Annotated in this window: 15 protein-coding genes; all 15 read left to right on the top strand. The window is 65.3% G+C overall.

Annotated features, from left to right (window positions below; genetic code table 11):
* Positions 1-13 precede the first annotated feature (13 nt).
* Complete coding sequence (locus tag PM1_RS11625) at positions 14-2,236, top strand: NADP-dependent isocitrate dehydrogenase (RefSeq protein ID WP_009623237.1); 2,223 nt, start codon at positions 14-16, stop codon at positions 2,234-2,236.
* Between the two features lie 313 nt (positions 2,237-2,549).
* Entirely contained in the window at positions 2,550-3,017 is a 468-nt protein-coding gene (locus tag PM1_RS11620; RefSeq protein WP_009623238.1) for an NUDIX hydrolase, read from the top strand.
* 40 nt (positions 3,018-3,057) lie between these two features.
* Positions 3,058-4,197: a tRNA 2-thiouridine(34) synthase MnmA gene (gene mnmA, locus PM1_RS11615; RefSeq protein WP_009623239.1), complete on the top strand. Its 1,140-nt coding sequence runs from the start codon at positions 3,058-3,060 to the stop codon at positions 4,195-4,197.
* Positions 4,194-4,820 (top strand): high frequency lysogenization protein HflD, encoded by a 627-nt coding sequence (gene hflD, locus PM1_RS11610; RefSeq protein WP_009623241.1) that lies wholly within the window; start codon positions 4,194-4,196, stop codon positions 4,818-4,820. The genes mnmA and hflD overlap by 4 nt, the downstream gene beginning before the upstream one ends.
* Positions 4,821-4,933: 113 nt before the next feature.
* Entirely contained in the window at positions 4,934-6,304 is a 1,371-nt protein-coding gene (purB, locus tag PM1_RS11605) for an adenylosuccinate lyase (RefSeq protein ID WP_009623243.1), read from the top strand.
* A gap of 60 nt (positions 6,305-6,364) precedes the next feature.
* Positions 6,365-7,540, top strand: a complete 1,176-nt coding sequence (locus tag PM1_RS11600; protein ID WP_009623244.1) for a ribosomal protein uL16 3-hydroxylase — start codon at positions 6,365-6,367, stop codon at positions 7,538-7,540.
* Positions 7,533-7,961, top strand: a complete 429-nt coding sequence (locus PM1_RS11595; RefSeq protein ID WP_009623246.1) for a GNAT family N-acetyltransferase — start codon at positions 7,533-7,535, stop codon at positions 7,959-7,961. The genes PM1_RS11600 and PM1_RS11595 overlap by 8 nt, the downstream gene beginning before the upstream one ends.
* A 10-nt stretch (positions 7,962-7,971) precedes the next feature.
* Entirely contained in the window at positions 7,972-8,589 is a 618-nt protein-coding gene (locus tag PM1_RS11590) for a DUF7931 domain-containing protein (protein ID WP_009623248.1), read from the top strand.
* Positions 8,586-9,401 (top strand): secretin N-terminal domain-containing protein, encoded by an 816-nt coding sequence (locus tag PM1_RS11585; protein ID WP_009623250.1) that lies wholly within the window; start codon positions 8,586-8,588, stop codon positions 9,399-9,401. The genes PM1_RS11590 and PM1_RS11585 overlap by 4 nt, the downstream gene beginning before the upstream one ends.
* Positions 9,402-9,890: 489 nt before the next feature.
* The gene (locus tag PM1_RS11580) at positions 9,891-11,486 is read left to right on the top strand and encodes an isocitrate lyase (RefSeq protein ID WP_009623252.1); all 1,596 of its coding nucleotides are present in this window, start codon (positions 9,891-9,893) and stop codon (positions 11,484-11,486) included.
* 1,075 nt (positions 11,487-12,561) lie between these two features.
* The gene (locus PM1_RS11575) at positions 12,562-12,975 is read left to right on the top strand and encodes an NADH-quinone oxidoreductase subunit A (protein WP_009623254.1); all 414 of its coding nucleotides are present in this window, start codon (positions 12,562-12,564) and stop codon (positions 12,973-12,975) included.
* Between the two features lie 10 nt (positions 12,976-12,985).
* Positions 12,986-13,663 (top strand): NuoB/complex I 20 kDa subunit family protein, encoded by a 678-nt coding sequence (locus PM1_RS11570; RefSeq protein WP_009623256.1) that lies wholly within the window; start codon positions 12,986-12,988, stop codon positions 13,661-13,663.
* A 60-nt stretch (positions 13,664-13,723) separates the two neighbouring features.
* On the top strand, positions 13,724-15,505 hold the full coding sequence (nuoC, locus tag PM1_RS11565) for an NADH-quinone oxidoreductase subunit C/D (protein WP_009623258.1): 1,782 nt from the start codon (positions 13,724-13,726) through the stop codon (positions 15,503-15,505).
* Between the two features lie 2 nt (positions 15,506-15,507).
* A complete protein-coding gene (gene nuoE / locus PM1_RS11560; RefSeq protein WP_009623260.1) occupies positions 15,508-16,002 on the top strand; it encodes an NADH-quinone oxidoreductase subunit NuoE in 495 nt (164 codons plus the stop codon).
* Positions 15,999-17,348 (top strand): NADH-quinone oxidoreductase subunit NuoF, encoded by a 1,350-nt coding sequence (nuoF, locus tag PM1_RS11555; protein WP_009623262.1) that lies wholly within the window; start codon positions 15,999-16,001, stop codon positions 17,346-17,348. Before nuoE ends, nuoF begins: the two co-directional genes overlap by 4 nt.
* Positions 17,349-17,401: the final 53 nt, after the last annotated feature.

The following is a 17,401-nucleotide window of genomic DNA, read 5'->3' as shown; positions in this document are numbered from 1 at the left end:
AGAGTCATAGTAGATGTCCAACCGCTCGAAGATCACCTACACCTTCACCGACGAAGCACCCGCCCTCGCCACCTACTCGCTCCTCCCGATCGTCAAGGCGTTCGCCGCCTCCGCCGACATTGACGTCGAAACCCGCGACATCTCTCTTGCAGGACGCATCCTCGCCGCCTTCACCGACAAGCTCGGCGACAAGGCCATCGAAGACGACCTGGCCTACCTGGCCAAGCTGGCCACCGCCCCCGACGCCAACATCATCAAGCTGCCGAACATCAGCGCGTCGGTGCCCCAGCTCAAGGGCGCCATCGCCGAGCTGCAGGCCCTGGGCTACGCCATCCCGGACTTCCCGGAAGACCCGCAGACCGACGAAGAGAAAGACACCCGCGCCCGCTACGCCAAGGTCCTGGGCAGCGCCGTGAACCCGGTCCTGCGCGAAGGCAACTCCGACCGCCGCGCCCCCGCCGCGGTCAAGGCCTATGCCCGCAAGCACCCGCACAGCATGGGCAAGTGGAGCATGGCCTCGCGCTCCCACGCCGACTACATGCGTGGCGGCGACTTCTTCTCCAGCGAGCAGTCGGTCACCATTCCCAAGGCCGGTGAAGTTCGCATCGAGTTCGTCGGCAAGGACGGCAAGGTCGAGCTGAAGAAAACCCTGAAGATGCAGGAAGGCGAAGTCCTCGACAGCATGTTCATGAGCTGCAACAAGCTGCGCGCCTTCTTCGAGAAGACCCTGCAGGACTGCAAGGAGACCGGCGTCATGTGGTCCCTGCACGTCAAGGCGACCATGATGAAGATCTCCCACCCGATCGTCTTCGGCCACGCCGTGACCGTCTACTACAAGGACGTGTTCGACAAGTGGGGCCAACTGTTCGACGAGCTGGGCGTGAACCCGAACAACGGCATCTCCAGCGTCTACGACAAGATCAAGTCGCTGCCGGCCTCGCAGCAGGAAGAGATCCTCCACGACATCCACGAGGTGTACAGCCACCGTCCGGAAATGGCGATGGTCGACTCGGTCAAGGGCATCACCAACCTGCACATCCCCAGCGACGTGATCGTCGACGCCTCGATGCCGGCGATGATCCGCAACTCGGGTCAGATGTGGGGCAAGGACGGCAAGCAGAAGGACACCAAGGCGGTGATGCCGGAGAGCACCTACGCCCGCATCTACCAGGAGATGATCAACTTCTGCAAGACCAACGGCGCCTTCGACCCGACCACCATGGGCAGCGTGCCGAACGTCGGCCTGATGGCGCAGAAGGCCGAGGAATACGGCTCCCACGACAAGACCTTCGAGATGGAAGCCGACGGCACCATGCGCGTGGTCGACGAAGACGGCAAGGTGCTGATGCAGCACGAAGTCGAAGCCGGCGACATCTGGCGCGCCTGCCAGACCAAGGACGCCCCGATCCGCGACTGGGTCAAGCTGGCCGTCACCCGCGCCCGCCAGTCCAACACTCCGGCCATCTTCTGGCTGGACCCGGAGCGCGCCCACGACAACGAGCTGCGCAAGAAGGTCGAGCTGTACCTGAAGGACCACGACCTGACCGGCCTGGACATCAGCATCAAGGGCTACAACGAAGCCATCCGCACCAGCATGGAGCGCATGATCCGCGGCCAGGACACCATCTCGGTGACCGGCAACGTCCTGCGCGACTACCTGACCGACCTGTTCCCGATCATGGAACTGGGCACCTCGGCCAAGATGCTGTCCATCGTTCCGCTGATGGCCGGTGGCGGCATGTACGAGACCGGCGCCGGCGGCTCGGCTCCGAAGCACGTGCAGCAGTTGGTGGAAGAGAACTACCTGCGCTGGGATTCCCTGGGCGAGTTCCTGGCCCTGGCCGTGTCCCTGGAAGAAGAAGGCATCAAGACCGGCAACGCCAAGGCCAAGGTCCTGGGCAAGACCCTCGACGAGGCCACCGGCAAGCTGCTGGACAACAACAAGTCCCCGGCGCGCAAGGTCGGCGAGATCGATAACCGCGGCAGCCACTTCTACCTGGCGCTGTACTGGGCCCAGGCCCTGGCCGCGCAGAACGAAGACGCCGAGCTGAAAGCCCACTTCACCCCGCTGGCCAAGACCCTGACCGAGCAGGAAGCAACCATCGTCGCCGAACTGAACGGCGCCCAGGGCAAGGCCGTGGACATCGGTGGCTACTACCGCTCCAACCCGGAGAAAACCAGCCAGGTGATGCGCCCCAGCGCCACCTTCAACGCCGCCATCGACTCGCTGAACTGAATCGAAGGCTAGCGTGACCGACGAAAACCCCGGCCTGGCGCCGGGGTTTTTGCTTTTCCGGGGCTGCGCCGGGCTTTTCGTAGGAGCGAGCTTGCTCGCGAATGGTGCTATCCGGCGACTCCGTTGCCAAACCCACCCCTGATCCCCTCTCCCTAACCCTCTCCCTGAAGGGAGAGGGTTGGGGAGAGGGAGCGGAGTTCAGCCTGGCACCGAAGCAACCGGGAGGCACTGTTCGCGAGCAAGCTCGCTCCCCCCCCCCCACACCACCCCACCTTCCAGGGTTATCATGCCCATTTCCCCCGGAGGACCACCCATGCGCTGGCAACCGCATATCACAGTCGCAACCATCGTCGAAGACCAGGGCCGCTTCCTGCTGGTGGAGGAAACCTCCCACGGCAAGACCGTGCTGAACCAGCCCGCCGGCCACCTTGAGGCCGACGAAAGCCTGCTGCAGGCCGCCGTGCGCGAGACCCTCGAGGAAACCGGCTGGGAAGTCGAGCTGACCGCGGTCACCGGCATCTACCTCTACACCGCGCCCAGCAACGGCGTGACCTACCAGCGCGTATGCTTCGCCGCGCGGCCGCTGCGGCACCGCCCGGAACTGCCGCTGGACGACGGCATCATCGGCCCGTGCTGGCTGACCCGCGACGAGCTGCAAGCCCGCAAGGACAGCTGGCGCAGCCACCTGGTAGCGCGCTGCATCGACGACTACCTGGCCGGCGGACGCTTCCCCCTGGCGCTGATCCGCGACGCCGAACTGCCCGTGCCGAACCCGGCCTGATAGAATCCCGCTTTTGCACCGACGCCTGCGATAGCCCGCCATGTCCGATTCCAGCACCACCTCCCCCGTCCAGCCCGGCAAGGGCCGCGTCATCGTCGGCATGTCCGGCGGCGTGGACTCCTCGGTTTCCGCCCTCCTGCTCAAGGAGCAGGGCTACGAGGTGGAAGGCCTGTTCATGAAGAACTGGGAAGAGGACGACGGCACCGAATACTGCACCGCCATGACCGACCTGGCCGATGCCCAGGCCGTCTGCGACCGCATCGGCATCAAGCTGCACACCGCCAACTTCGCCGCCGAGTACTGGGACAACGTCTTCGAGTACTTCCTCGCCGAATACCAGGCCGGGCGCACGCCGAACCCGGACATCCTGTGCAACCGCGAGATCAAGTTCAAAGCCTTCCTCGACTACGCCCTGGCCCTGGGCGCCGACCTGATCGCCACCGGCCACTACGTGCGCCGCCGCGACATCGACGGCCGCACCGAGCTACTCAAGGGCCTGGACCCGAACAAGGACCAGAGCTACTTCCTCCACGCCGTGGGCGGCGAACAGATCGCCAGGACGCTGTTCCCGGTCGGCGAGCTGGAGAAGCCGGAAGTTCGCGCCATCGCCGAGAAATACGGCCTGGCCACGGCGAAGAAGAAGGACTCCACCGGCATCTGCTTCATTGGCGAACGGCGCTTCAGCGACTTCCTCAAGCAGTACCTGCCGGCCCAGCCGGGCGACATCGAGACCACCGACGGCACCGTCATCGGCCGCCACGCCGGGCTCATGTACCACACCATCGGCCAGCGCCAGGGCCTGGGCATCGGCGGCATGAAGAACGCCGACGACAGCCCCTGGTACGTGCTGGAGAAGGACCTGGCGCGCAACGTGCTGATCGTCGGCCAGGGCAACGACCACCCCTGGCTGTTCTCCCGCGCCCTGCACGCCTCGAACATCTTCTGGGTGAACCCGCTGGAGCTGCCCGAGCCGCGCGCCCTGCGCGCCAAGGTGCGCTACCGCCAGGCCGACCAGGACTGCGTGCTGGAACGCACCGCCGACGGCTACCGCGCGGTGTTCGACCAGCCGCAGCGCGCCGTCACCCCGGGCCAGTCCGTGGTGTTCTACGACGGCGAGGTGTGCCTGGGCGGTGGTGTGATCGAATCGGCCGAACCGGCCTACGCGAAGGAGCGTGCATGAGCGAGTTGCGCGACCAACTGATCGCCCTCGCCGGCGTCTTCGAAGCCGCCGCCCTGGTGGACCGCCTGGCCCGCACCGGGCAGATTCCCGAAGCCCCGCTGGGCTGCATGCTCGGCAGCCTGCTGGTGCGCGAGCCGAAGACCACCCTGGACGTGTTCGGCGGCGACATCCACAACCTGCGCGAGGGCCTGCGCGCTCTGGCCAGCGCCCTGGAGCGCGATCCCAACAGCCTGCAGCGCGAACCGCTGCGCTACGCGCTGTCGCTGATCGGCCTGGAGCGCCAACTGGCCAAGCGCGACGACATGCTCGACCTGATCGGCTCGCGCCTGGACCAGGTGCAGCAGCAGGTGCAGCACTTCGGCCTGGTCCACGAGAACGTCATCGCCTCCTGCGCCGGCCTCTACCAGGACACCCTGAGCACCTTCCGCCAGCGCATCCAGGTGCATGGCGACATGCGCTACCTACAGATCAACGCCAACGCCGCGCGCATCCGCGCCCTGCTGCTCGCCGGCATCCGCTCGGCGCGCCTGTGGCGGCAGCTGGGCGGCAACCGCTGGCAAATGGTGTTCGGCCGGCGCAAGCTGCTGGGCGAGCTGCGCCCGATCCTGCGCGGCACCGACTGATCCGCCGAGGCGCCCGCCGGGCGTCTTCGTGCGGCAGCGAGTACGGGCGAAAGCGCGTTCGTTCGTGTATGATGTGCGCCCTTTTCGTTGACCGACAGCCACGAGAACGCCCCATGCAGCTTTCCTCCCTCACCGCGGTTTCCCCCGTCGACGGCCGTTACGGCAGCAAGACCAGCGCCCTGCGTCCGATCTTCAGCGAGTACGGCCTGATCCGTTTCCGCGTCCTGGTTGAGGTCCGCTGGCTGCAGCGCCTCGCGGCGCACGCCGGCATCCCCGAGGTGGCGCCCTTCTCCGGCGAAGCCAACGCCCTGCTCGACAAGCTGGCCGAGGACTTCCAGCTGGAGCACGCGCAGCGCATCAAGGAAATCGAGCGCACCACCAACCACGACGTGAAAGCCGTGGAGTACCTGCTCAAGGAGCAGGCGGCCAAGCTGCCGGAACTGGCCAAGGTCAGCGAGTTCATCCACTTCGCCTGCACCAGCGAGGACATCAACAACCTGTCCCACGCCCTGATGTTGCGCGAAGGCCGCGACCAGGTGCTGCTGCCGCTGATGCGCCAGATCGCCGAGGCGATCCGCGAGCTGGCGGTCCAGTTCGCCGACGTGCCCATGCTCTCGCGCACCCACGGCCAGCCGGCCTCGCCGACCACCCTGGGCAAGGAACTGGCCAACGTGGTCTACCGCCTGGAGCGGCAGATCAAGCAGGTCGCCGCGGTCGAGCTGCTGGGCAAGATCAACGGCGCCGTGGGCAACTACAACGCCCACCTGTCGGCCTACCCGCAGGTGGACTGGGAAGCCAACGCCCGTGAATTCATCGTCCATGACCTGGGCCTGGCCTGGAACCCCTACACCACCCAGATCGAGCCGCACGACTACATCGCCGAGCTGTTCGACGCCATCGCCCGCTTCAACACCATCCTCATCGACTTCGACCGCGACGTCTGGGGCTACATTTCCCTGGGCTACTTCAAGCAGAAGACCGTGGCCGGCGAGATCGGCTCCTCGACCATGCCGCACAAGGTCAACCCGATCGACTTCGAGAACTCCGAAGGCAACCTGGGCATCGCCAACGCGATCTTCCAGCACCTGGCCAGCAAGCTGCCGATCTCCCGCTGGCAGCGCGACCTGACCGACTCCACCGTGCTGCGCAACCTGGGCGTCGGTTTCGCCCACAGCGTCATCGCCTACGAGGCCAGCCTCAAGGGCATCGGCAAGCTGGAGCTGAACGCCGCGCGCATCGCCGAAGACCTGGATGCCTGCTGGGAAGTCCTGGCCGAGCCGGTGCAGACCGTGATGCGCCGCTACGGCATCGAGAACCCCTACGAGAAGCTCAAGGAGCTGACCCGCGGCAAAGGCATCAGCGCCAAGGCCCTGCAGGTGTTCATCGACGGCCTCGACATGCCCGCCGAAGCCAAGGCCGAGCTGAAGAAGCTGACCCCGGCGAACTACATCGGCAACGCCGCCGCCCAGGCCAAGCGCATCTGACATGCGCTGAACATTTGCACGCCCGGCTGTGCCGGGCGTTTTTGTTTCAAGGACTTACATATGAATCCTGCTATTCCTCTTCAGCTCCTGGGCGGCATCAGCGCCGATGAATTCCTCCGCGACTACTGGCAGAAGAAACCCCTGCTGGTGCGCCAGGCCATCCCCGGTTTCGAAAGCCCGCTGGAGGCCGACGAGCTGGCCGGCCTGTCCCTGGAAGACAGCGTCGAGTCGCGCATCGTCCTCGAACACGGCAACACCCCCTGGGAAATGCGCCGCGGCCCCTTCAGCGAGGACACCTACAAGGAACTGCCCGAGCGCGACTGGACCCTGCTGGTGCAGGCCGTCGACCAGTTCGTGCCGGAAGTCGCCGAACTGCTGGAGCACTTCAAGTTCCTGCCCAGCTGGCGCATCGACGACGTGATGATCAGCTACGCAGCTCCCGGCGGCGGTGTAGGGCCGCACTTCGACAACTACGACGTGTTCCTGCTGCAGGGCCACGGCCGCCGCCGCTGGAAGGTCGGCCAGTTGTGCGACGCCGACAGCCCGATGCTGCAGCACGCCGACCTGCGCATCCTCGCCGACTTCCAGCAGAGCGACGAGTGGGTGCTGGAGCCCGGCGACATGCTCTACCTGCCGCCGCGCGTGGCCCACTACGGCATCGCCGAAGACGAGTGCATGACCTACTCGGTGGGCTTCCGCGCGCCCAGCGCCGCCGAAGTGCTGACCCACTTCACCGACTTCCTCGCCCAGTTCCTCTCCGACGAGGAACGCTACAGCGACGCCGGCATGGCCGCCGTGCAGAGCGGCGAGGACCAGCACAAGATCCAGCGCGACGCCCTCGACCGCCTGAAGAACCTGCTGCAGGAACACATGAGCGACGAGCGCCTGCTGCTGACCTGGTTCGGCCAGTTCATGACCGAGCCGCGCTACCCGGAACTGGTGACCGGCGAGGAGATCGACGACACGGACCTGCGGCAGGCCCTGGAAGACGGCGCCGTGCTGGTGCGCAACCCCAGCGCGCGCCTGGCCTGGAGCGAAGTGGACGTCGGCCTGCTGCTGTTCTCCAGCGGCCAGAGCGTGGTGCTGCCCAAGGCCATGGAGCCGCTGCTCAAGCTGGTGTGCTCGGCGGACGCCCTGCACAGCGACAACCTCGGCCAATGGCTGGGCGACGAGGATGGGCGTAAGCTGTTGGCAGAATTGGTCAAACAGGGCAGTTTGGAGTTTGCCGATGAGTAACAAGATCAGGGTTCGCCTGGCCGATTGGCAGAAGGACAATGCCGACCTGCGACGCATCCGCGAGGCGGTCTTCATCGCCGAGCAATCGGTGCCGCCGGAACTGGAGTGGGATGCCGAGGACGCGGAAGCCGTGCACTTCCTCGCCTTCGAGGGGGATTACGCAATCGGCACGGCGCGCCTGCTGCCCGACGGCCACATCGGCCGCGTCTCGGTACTCAAGGACTGGCGCGGGCTGAAGGTCGGCGACCAGCTGATGCGCGCCGCCATCGAGGAAGCCGAGCGCCGCCAGCTCAAGCGCCAGCTGCTCACCGCCCAGGTCTATGCCATTCCCTTCTACGAGCGGCTAGGCTTCAAGGTGGCCAGCGGCGAATTCCTCGAAGCCGGCCTGCCCCACGTCGACATGGTGCGCGAAAGCGCCTGAGGAAGCCGCGATGAAAGACGCCCCGGACCACGAAGGCCAACTCCCGGCCATCGACTTCCAGTCCCCGGGGCGTTTCAGCGTGCACAATCCGGCGCCCGACCTGCCGGCCTCCCAACCCTGGGAGCCGGCGCCCTTCCGCCTCGGCGAGGCCAGCGGCCTGCAACGCTTCGGCGAACCGGAGGCCGCCCGCTCCCATGCCCTGGCGCTGATGCAGCAGGCCAGCCGCAGCCTGTGCCTGTACAGCCCCGACCTGGAAGCCTGGCTGTACAACCACAGCAGCATCCAGGAAGCCTGCACCCGCCTGCTGCTGCGCCATCCGCAGAACCGCCTGCGTATCCTCCTGCGCGACAGCACCCGCCCGGTCAGGGAAGGCCACCGCCTGCTCAACCTCAGCCGGCGCCTGTCGAGTAACCTGCACATCCGCCTGCTCAACCCGGACTACCCCAGCCCTGAACAGGCCTTCCTGCTCGCCGACCAGCTCGGCCTGCTGTTGCGAACCGAACCGGCTCTGCCCGCCGGCCACGCCCACTACAACGACCCCGGCCGGGTGCGCCAGTTGCAGGCGCAGTTCGACCAGGCCTGGGACACCAGCCTCGCCGACCCGAACCTGCGGAGCTTCCTGCTGTGAGCCATCGCCGAACCGCCCTGCTCCTCGCCTGCGCCATCAGCCTGGCCGCCCAGGCCGCGCCGCGCACCGAGATCCTGCCGCTGAGCTACCGCAGCGCCGATGAAATCCTCCCGGTGGCGCAGCAGGTCCTCGGCAACGAAGGCCGGGTGACAGCCTACGGCAACCAGTTGGTGGTCAACGCCGAGCCGGCGAAGATCCGCGAACTGCAGCAGGTACTGGAGCAACTGGACACCCGCCCGCACCGCCTGCTGATCAGCGTCGACACCAGCGACTCCAGCCAGCGCAGCCGCAGCGGCTATTCGGTGAACGGCTCGGCCAGCGTCGGCAACGTCGAGATCCACAGCGGCCGCGGCGAGGTCCACGGCCGCGACCAGGTGCGCATCATCGACAGTTCCACCGCCAGCCGCAGCGGCGGCGTGCAGCAGATCCAGACCACCGAGGGCTCGCCGGCGCTGATCCAGGTCGGCCAGAGCCAACCGGTGTACAACGTCGGCGTCGGCCCCTACGGCCAGGTCTACAGCCAGACCGAGTACCGCGACGCCAACCGCGGCATGTACGTGACCGCCACCTTGAGCGGCAACATCGTCCACATCGACCTGGACACCCGCAACGACCGCTTCAACGGCAGCGCCCCCGGCGCCATGGACACGGCCGGCGCCAGCACCCGCCTGAGCGGCCGCCTCGGCGAGTGGATCGAGGTGGGCGGCGTCAGCGAAAACAGCCAGGGCAGCCAGGGCGGCCTGACGCGCAATTACAGCACCCAGGGCCGCAGCGACAGCAGCCTGCGGGTGAAGGTCGAAGTGCTCGACTAAGCCTTCCGAAGGTGACCGGAGAGTCCTCCTTAGACCTTCGTGTAGTAGTCCAAAAAAAACACTACAAAACGTTTGACGAACGTTTGTTCGAAAGGCATGATGGCCTCGCTCCCGCTAACCAGGGGCCCTGAACCGGGCCTCCGGATCGAGCCCGCAGCCCACTCGCTGTGCCGGTCCGTGTTGTTACAGCCCACAAGGCGAAATGACGAGGTTGCGACTGGCAAGAAGTTGTCCTGAGGGACGGGGAAGCAACCAACGTATCAGCAAGATGGTCGAATGCAGCCATTCGCCCTCGCCCAACGGCAGCCACGAGCCGGCAAGCGATCCCGGATGCCATCGCTGCGATCATCTACCTGTTCGCCCGCGCCACCCCTCCCCCTCTGCGTCAATCCTTCCAGTCGTCATTTCGCCATCCGCGGCGAGCGATCCCACGAGCCCTGCGTGGGAAGTCGGTGCTCAACCAACACATTTTTTGAAGGATTGTTGACCATGTCCGCATATCAGAACGACATCAAGGCCGTTGCCGCCCTGAAAGAGAAGTTCGGCAGCAGCTGGAGCGCTATCAACCCCGAGTCCGTCGCCCGTATGCGCGCCCAGAACCGCTTCAAGACTGGCCTGGATATCGCCAAGTACACCGCGGCCATCATGCGCAAGGACATGGCCGAATACGACGCCGACTCCTCCCTCTACACCCAGTCCCTGGGCTGCTGGCACGGCTTCATCGGTCAGCAGAAGCTGATCTCCATCAAGAAGCACCTGAAGACCACCAACAAGCGCTACCTCTACCTGTCCGGCTGGATGGTCGCTGCGCTGCGCTCCGAGTTCGGCCCGCTGCCCGACCAGTCCATGCACGAGAAGACCGCGGTCTCCAGCCTGATCGAAGAGCTGTACACCTTCCTGCGCCAGGCTGACGCCCGCGAACTGGACCTGCTGTTCACCGCCCTGGACGCCGCCCGCGAAGCCGGCGACAAGGCCAAGCAGGAAGAGATCCAGAACCAGATCGACAACTACGAAACCCACGTGGTGCCGATCATCGCCGACATCGACGCCGGCTTCGGCAACCCGGAAGCCACCTACCTGCTGGCCAAGAAGATGATCGAAGCCGGTGCCTGCTGCATCCAGATCGAGAACCAGGTTTCCGACGAGAAGCAGTGCGGCCACCAGGACGGTAAAGTGACCGTCCCGCACGAAGACTTCCTCGCCAAGATCGCCGCCGTTCGCTACGCCTTCCTCGAACTGGGCGTTGACGACGGCGTGATCGTCGCCCGTACCGACTCCCTGGGCGCCGGCCTGACCAAGCAGATCGCCGTGACCAAGCAACCGGGCGACCTGGGCGACCAGTACAACTCCTTCCTGGACTGCGACGAGATCAGCCCGGCCGAACTGCAGAACGGCGACGTGGTGATCAACCGCGGCGGCAAGCTGCTGCGTCCCAAGCGCCTGCCGTCCAACCTGTTCCAGTTCCGCAAGGGCACCGGCGAAGACCGCTGCGTCCTGGACTGCATCACCTCGCTGCAGAACGGCGCCGACCTGCTGTGGATCGAAACCGAGAAGCCGCACGTTGGCCAGATCAAGGGCATGGTTGACCGCATCCGCGAAGTCATCCCGAACGCCAAGCTGGTGTACAACAACAGCCCGTCGTTCAACTGGACCCTGAACTTCCGCCAGCAGGTGTTCGATGCGTTCGTCGCCGAAGGCAAGGACGTTTCCGCCTACGACCGCGCCAAGCTGATGAGCGTCGAGTACGACGAGACCGAACTGGCCCAGATCGCCGACGAGAAGATCCGCACCTTCCAGCGCGACGGTTCGGCCCACGCCGGCATCTTCCACCACCTGATCACCCTGCCGACCTACCACACCGCGGCCCTGTCCACCGACAACCTGGCCAAGGGCTACTTCGCCGACCAGGGCATGCTGGCCTACGTGAAGGGCGTGCAGCGTCAGGAAATCCGCCAGGGCATCGCCTGCGTCAAGCACCAGAACATGGCTGGCTCCGACATCGGCGACAACCACAAAGAGTACTTCGCCGGCGAAGCCGCACTGAAGGCCTCGGGCAAAGACAACACCATGAACCAGTTCCACTAAGAACCGGTTCGCCCGGCCCCTCGGGGCCGGGAAGCGGCCCAGCCGCAAAGGTGTAGCACCAATGAAAACGCCGCTTCCCCAGGGAAGCGGCGTTTTTTCATGTCCGCCGCCGAGATGTGACGGATAACCGCGAACGGTTATGCGCCCTACGCACTCGCCGGCTGACGCTGAACCATCCACCCACTCCGAACGGCCCCTCTCCCGCTTGCGGGAGAGGGCCGGGGAGAAAGCGCTCTTCTGCGAGTGCGCGGAGCGAACAACTGGCTTGCCGGCTACGCCGAGGCGCTCTTCGTAGGACAGGTCGAGCCTGCGAAACCCATGCGGCCACGGCGATGGGTATCGCTTCGCTCAACACCATCCTACGGCGCCCCCTGTACCCTGTAGGAGCGGATCTTATCCGCGATAGCCGGACATATCGGCGCGCTTCGCGGATAAGATCCGCTCCTACGCTGCCCCACCCACGTCATTCCATGTAGGAGCGCGCCCTGCGCGCGAATCGCGGGCAGGGCCCGCTCCTACAATTTGCCGGGAGGCACTGCGCTCCGGCGCTGACACCCACCTGTAGGAGCGGATTTATCCGCGATCCGGCCGGCAGGCCGGCCCATGCCGACGATTGCTCCCCTACGCAGCAGCCCCCCTAAACAGACCATTGGGAAATTCCCGACACCAATTGACGCCCATAAACCCTTAAAACCGCCGACAATAAAAAGTACGACGCCTATATGTAGTAAAGTTACGGATAAACGACACCGCGAATGATAATATTTATCATTTAAGGAACGACAGAAATACTTTCTTCTTATCTGCAAAAGTGCCATTCGACCAAAGCCTGAACCGTGCCAGCCCAGGCGTGGAGCGGCCTGCAGCCGGGGCCCGGACAAAAATGCAAAAGCCTTTTGCCCGATTTGGAAGCATCTGTTTGTGTTAGAAAAATTTACTTGCCCGAGGCTTTGGGCATAAAATTGGAAAGATCACTCGAACCCTTAGCTCGCTATCTTGAGCCCGAGGTTCATGCAGCCGGGCGAAGGCCTGGAATCCAAGACCACCGCTAATTTTTGTAGGAAGGAGTATCGGCATGCCCAACCCAGCTGAACTTGCAGCTCAACACTGGGGACTCGCCGCCTTCCTTCTAGGCGTGGTCGGCCTGCTGGCCTTCATGCTAGGGGTTTCCTCGCTGCTGGGCAGCAAGGCATTTGGTCGCAGCAAGAACGAGCCCTTCGAATCCGGCATCGTTCCCACCGGCAGCGCACGCCTGCGCCTGTCGGCAAAATTCTATCTGGTCGCGATGCTCTTCGTGATCTTCGACGTCGAAGCCCTCTTCCTCTTCGCCTGGTCCGTGTCCGTCCGTGAAAGCGGTTGGGCCGGTCTGGTCGAGGCCACCATTTTCATTGCAATTCTGTTGGCAGGTCTTGTCTACCTCTGGCGGGTCGGCGCGCTCGATTGGGCGCCGGCGGCACGTCGCGAGCGGCAGGCGAAGCTAAAACAATGAGGCTTTGGCGATGCAATACAAACTTACCCGGATCGACCCCGATGCGGCCAACGATCAGTACCCGATCGGCCAGCGCGAAACGGTAGACGACCCTCTGGTAGAGGGGCAGGTCAGCAAGAACATCTTCATGGGCAAGCTCGAGGATGTTCTCAACGGCGCCGTCAACTGGGGTCGCAAGAACTCGCTGTGGCCCTATAACTTCGGCCTGTCCTGCTGCTACGTGGAGATGACCACGGCGTTCACCGCGCCGCACGACATCGCCCGCTTCGGCGCCGAAGTGATTCGTGCCTCGCCGCGCCAGGCGGACTTCATGGTCATCGCCGGCACCTGCTTCATCAAGATGGCCCCGGTCATCCAGCGCCTGTACGAGCAGATGCTGGAACCCAAGTGGGTGATCTCCATGGGCTCGTGCGCCAATTCCGGCGGCATGTACGACATCTACTCGGTGGTCCAGGGGGTCGACAAGTTCCTCCCCGTGGACGTCTACATCCCCGGCTGCCCGCCCCGCCCCGAGGCGTTCCTGCAAGGCCTGATGCTGCTGCAGGAATCCATCGGCCAGGAGCGTCGCCCGTTGTCCTGGGTGGTTGGCGATCAAGGCATCTACCGTGCCGAAATGCCTGCCCAGAAGGATCTCAAGCGCGAACAGCGCATTGCGGTCACCAACCTGCGCAGCCCCGACGAAGTGTGAAGCCGACCTCCACGAGAGGCCCTTACTTCACTCCACCGTTGACCGATAGCGACCGAGACCATGACCGCAGACTCCGCTCTGTACATCCCGCCCTATAAGGCGGACGACCAAGACATAGTCGTCGAACTGAATTCCCGCTTTGGCGCCGAGACCTTCACCGTCCAGGCCACCCGCACCGGCATGCCGGTCCTCTGGGTGAGCCGCGAGAAGCTGATCGACGTCCTCACCTTCCTGCGCAACGTACCCAAGCCCTACGTGATGCTCTACGACCTCCACGGGGTCGACGAGCGCCTGCGCACCCACCGTCGCGGCCTGCCGGGCGCCGACTTCAGCGTGTTCTACCACCTGATGTCGCTCGAGCGTAACAGCGACGTGATGATCAAGGTGGCCCTCTCCGAGAACGACCTCAACCTGCCCACCGCCACCCGTATCTGGCCCAACGCCAACTGGTACGAGCGTGAGGTCTGGGACATGTACGGCATCCACTTCAACGGCCACCCGCACCTGGCCCGCATGCTGATGCCGCCGACCTGGCAGGGCCACCCGCTGCGCAAGGACTACCCGGCGCGCGCCACCGAGTTCGATCCCTACTCGCTCTCCGTGGCCAAGCAGGAGCTGGAACAGGAAGCCCTGCGCTTCAAGCCCGAAGACTGGGGCATGAAGCGCCACGGCGAGAACGAGGACTTCATGTTCCTCAACCTCGGCCCGAACCACCCCTCCGCCCACGGTGCCTTCCGCATCATCCTGCAGCTCGACGGCGAAGAGATCCTCGACTGCGTGCCGGAGATCGGCTACCACCACCGCGGCGCCGAGAAGATGGCCGAGCGCCAGTCCTGGCACAGCTTCATCCCCTACACCGACCGCATCGACTACCTCGGCGGGGTGATGAACAACCTGCCGTACGTGCTCTCGGTGGAGAAGCTCGCCGGCATCAAGGTGCCGCAGCGCGTCGACGTCATCCGCATCATGATGTCGGAGTTCTTCCGCATCCTGAACCACCTGCTGTACCTGGGCACCTACATCCAGGACGTCGGCGCCATGACCCCGGTGTTCTTCACCTTCACCGACCGCCAGCGCGCCTACAAGGTGGTCGAGGCCATCACCGGCTTCCGCCTGCACCCGGCCTGGTACCGCATCGGCGGCGTCGCCCACGACCTGCCGCGCGGCTGGGACAAGCTGGTCCGCGAATTCCTCGACTGGATGCCCAAGCGCCTGGACGAGTATGAAAAGGCGGCGCTGCAGAACAGCATCCTGCGCGGCCGGACCATCGGCGTGGCGCAGTACAACACCAAGCAGGCCCTGGAGTGGGGCACCACCGGCGCCGGCCTGCGCGCCACCGGTTGCGACTTCGACCTGCGCAAGGCCCGCCCCTACTCCGGCTACGAGAACTTCGAGTTCGAAGTGCCGCTGGCCCACAACGGCGACGCCTACGACCGCTGCATGGTGAAGATGGGCGAGATGCGCCAGAGCCTGCGCATCATCGAGCAGTGCCTGAAGAACATGCCCGAAGGCCCGTACAAGGCCGACCATCCGCTGACCACGCCGCCGCCCAAAGAGCGCACGCTGCAGCACATCGAGACGCTGATCACCCACTTCCTGCAGGTTTCCTGGGGCCCGGTCATGCCGGCCAACGAAGCCTTCCAGATGGTCGAGGCGACCAAGGGTATCAACAGCTACTACCTGACGAGCGATGGCAGCACCATGAGCTACCGGACGCGCATCCGCACGCCCAGCTTCGCGCACCTGCAACAGATTCCGTCGGTCATCAACGGCAGCATGATCGCCGACCTGATCGCCTATCTGGGCAGCATCGACTTCGTTATGGCTGACGTGGACCGCTGATCATGAGCACCATCATCCAGACTGACCGTTTCGCCCTGAGCGAAACCGAGCGCTCGGCCATCGAGCACGAACTGCACCACTACGAGGACTCCCGCGCGGCGTCCATCGAAGCCCTGAAGATCGTCCAGAAGGAGCGCGGCTGGGTGCCGGACGGCGCCATCGGCGCAATTGCCGAGATCCTCGGCATCCCCGACAGCGACGTCGAGGGCGTGGCCACCTTCTATAGCCAGATCTTCCGCCAGCCGGTCGGCCGCCACATCATCCGCGTGTGCGATAGCATGGTCTGCTACATCGGCGGCCACGAGTCGGTGGTCGGCGAGATCCAGAAGCAGCTGGGCATCGGCCTCGGCCAGACCACCGCCGACGGCCGCTTCACCCTGCTGCCGGTGTGCTGCCTGGGCAACTGCGACAAGGCCCCGGCGCTGATGATCGACGACGATACCCACGGCAATCTCGAGCCGTCGGCGGTCGCCAAACTGCTGGAGGCCTACGCATGACGCTCCTCACCTCCTACGGCACCCCCAACCGCACCGCGCGCGCCGCGGAAACCCACCCGCTGACCTGGCGCCTGCGCGACGACGGCGCCCCGGTATGGCTGGAGGAATACCAGGCGAAGAACGGCTACGCCGCCGCGCGCAAGGCGCTGGCGCAGATGGCCGCCGACGACATCGTCCAGACCGTCAAGGACTCCGGCCTCAAGGGCCGCGGCGGTGCGGGCTTCCCCACCGGCGTGAAGTGGGGCCTGATGCCCAAGGACGAATCCCTAAACATCCGCTACCTGCTGTGCAACGCGGACGAGATGGAGCCCAACACCTGGAAGGACCGCATGCTCATGGAGCAGCTGCCGCACCTGCTGGTGGAAGGCATGCTGATCTCCGCGCGGGCGCTGAAGGCCTATCGCGGCTACATCTTCCTGCGCGGCGAATACGTCGACGCGGCGCGCAACCTCAACCGCGCCATCGACGAAGCCAAGGCCGCCGGCCTGCTGGGCAAGAACATCCTCGGCAGCGGCTTCGACTTCGAACTGTTCGTCCACACCGGCGCCGGCCGCTACATCTGCGGCGAAGAAACCGCGCTGATCAACTCCCTGGAAGGCCGCCGCGCCAACCCGCGCTCCAAGCCGCCCTTCCCCGCCGCCGTCGGCGTCTGGGGCAAACCGACCTGCGTCAACAACGTCGAGACACTGTGCAACGTGCCGGCGATCGTCGAGAACGGCGTCGACTGGTACAAGGGCCTGGCGCGCCCGGGCAGCGAAGACATGGGCACCAAGCTCATGGGCTTCTCCGGCAAGGTGCAGAACCCCGGCATCTGGGAACTGCCGTTCGGCATCCCGGTGCGCGAGGTCTTCGAGGACTACGCCGGCGGCATGCGCGAGGGCTACAAGCTCAAGGCCTGGCAGCCCGGCGGCGCCGGCACCGGCTTCCTGCTCCCCGAGCACATGGACGCCCTGTTCTACGCCGGCGGCATCGCCAAGGTCGGCACCCGCATGGGCACCGGCCTGGCCATGGCGGTGGACGACAGCATCAACATGGTCTCGCTGCTGCGCAACATGGAAGAGTTCTTCGCCCGCGAGTCGTGCGGCTGGTGCACTCCGTGCCGCGACGGCCTGCCGTGGAGCGTGAAGCTCCTGCGCGCGCTGGAGCGCGGCGAAGGCCAGCCCGGCGACCTCGAGACCCTCGAGCAACTGGTCAACTTCCTCGGCCCGGGCAAGACCTTCTGCGCCCACGCACCGGGCGCCGTCGAACCGCTGGGCAGTGCCTTGAAATATTTCCGTCCCGAGTTCGAAGCGGGCGTCTCCCGCCAGGCTCAGGCCGCGCCGCAACCGCAACGCGTCGGCGCGTAAAGCTTTGGATGCCGGGCCCGCGGGCCCGGCGATGTTCCGTCGTAGCGCCGCGG

The organism is Pseudomonas sp. M1 (assembly GCF_022760135.1).
Taxonomy (GTDB): Bacteria; Pseudomonadota; Gammaproteobacteria; order Pseudomonadales; family Pseudomonadaceae; genus Pseudomonas; species Pseudomonas citronellolis.
Note: the sequence above shows the minus strand (reverse complement) of the source record. Positions and strands in the feature narration are given on the sequence as shown.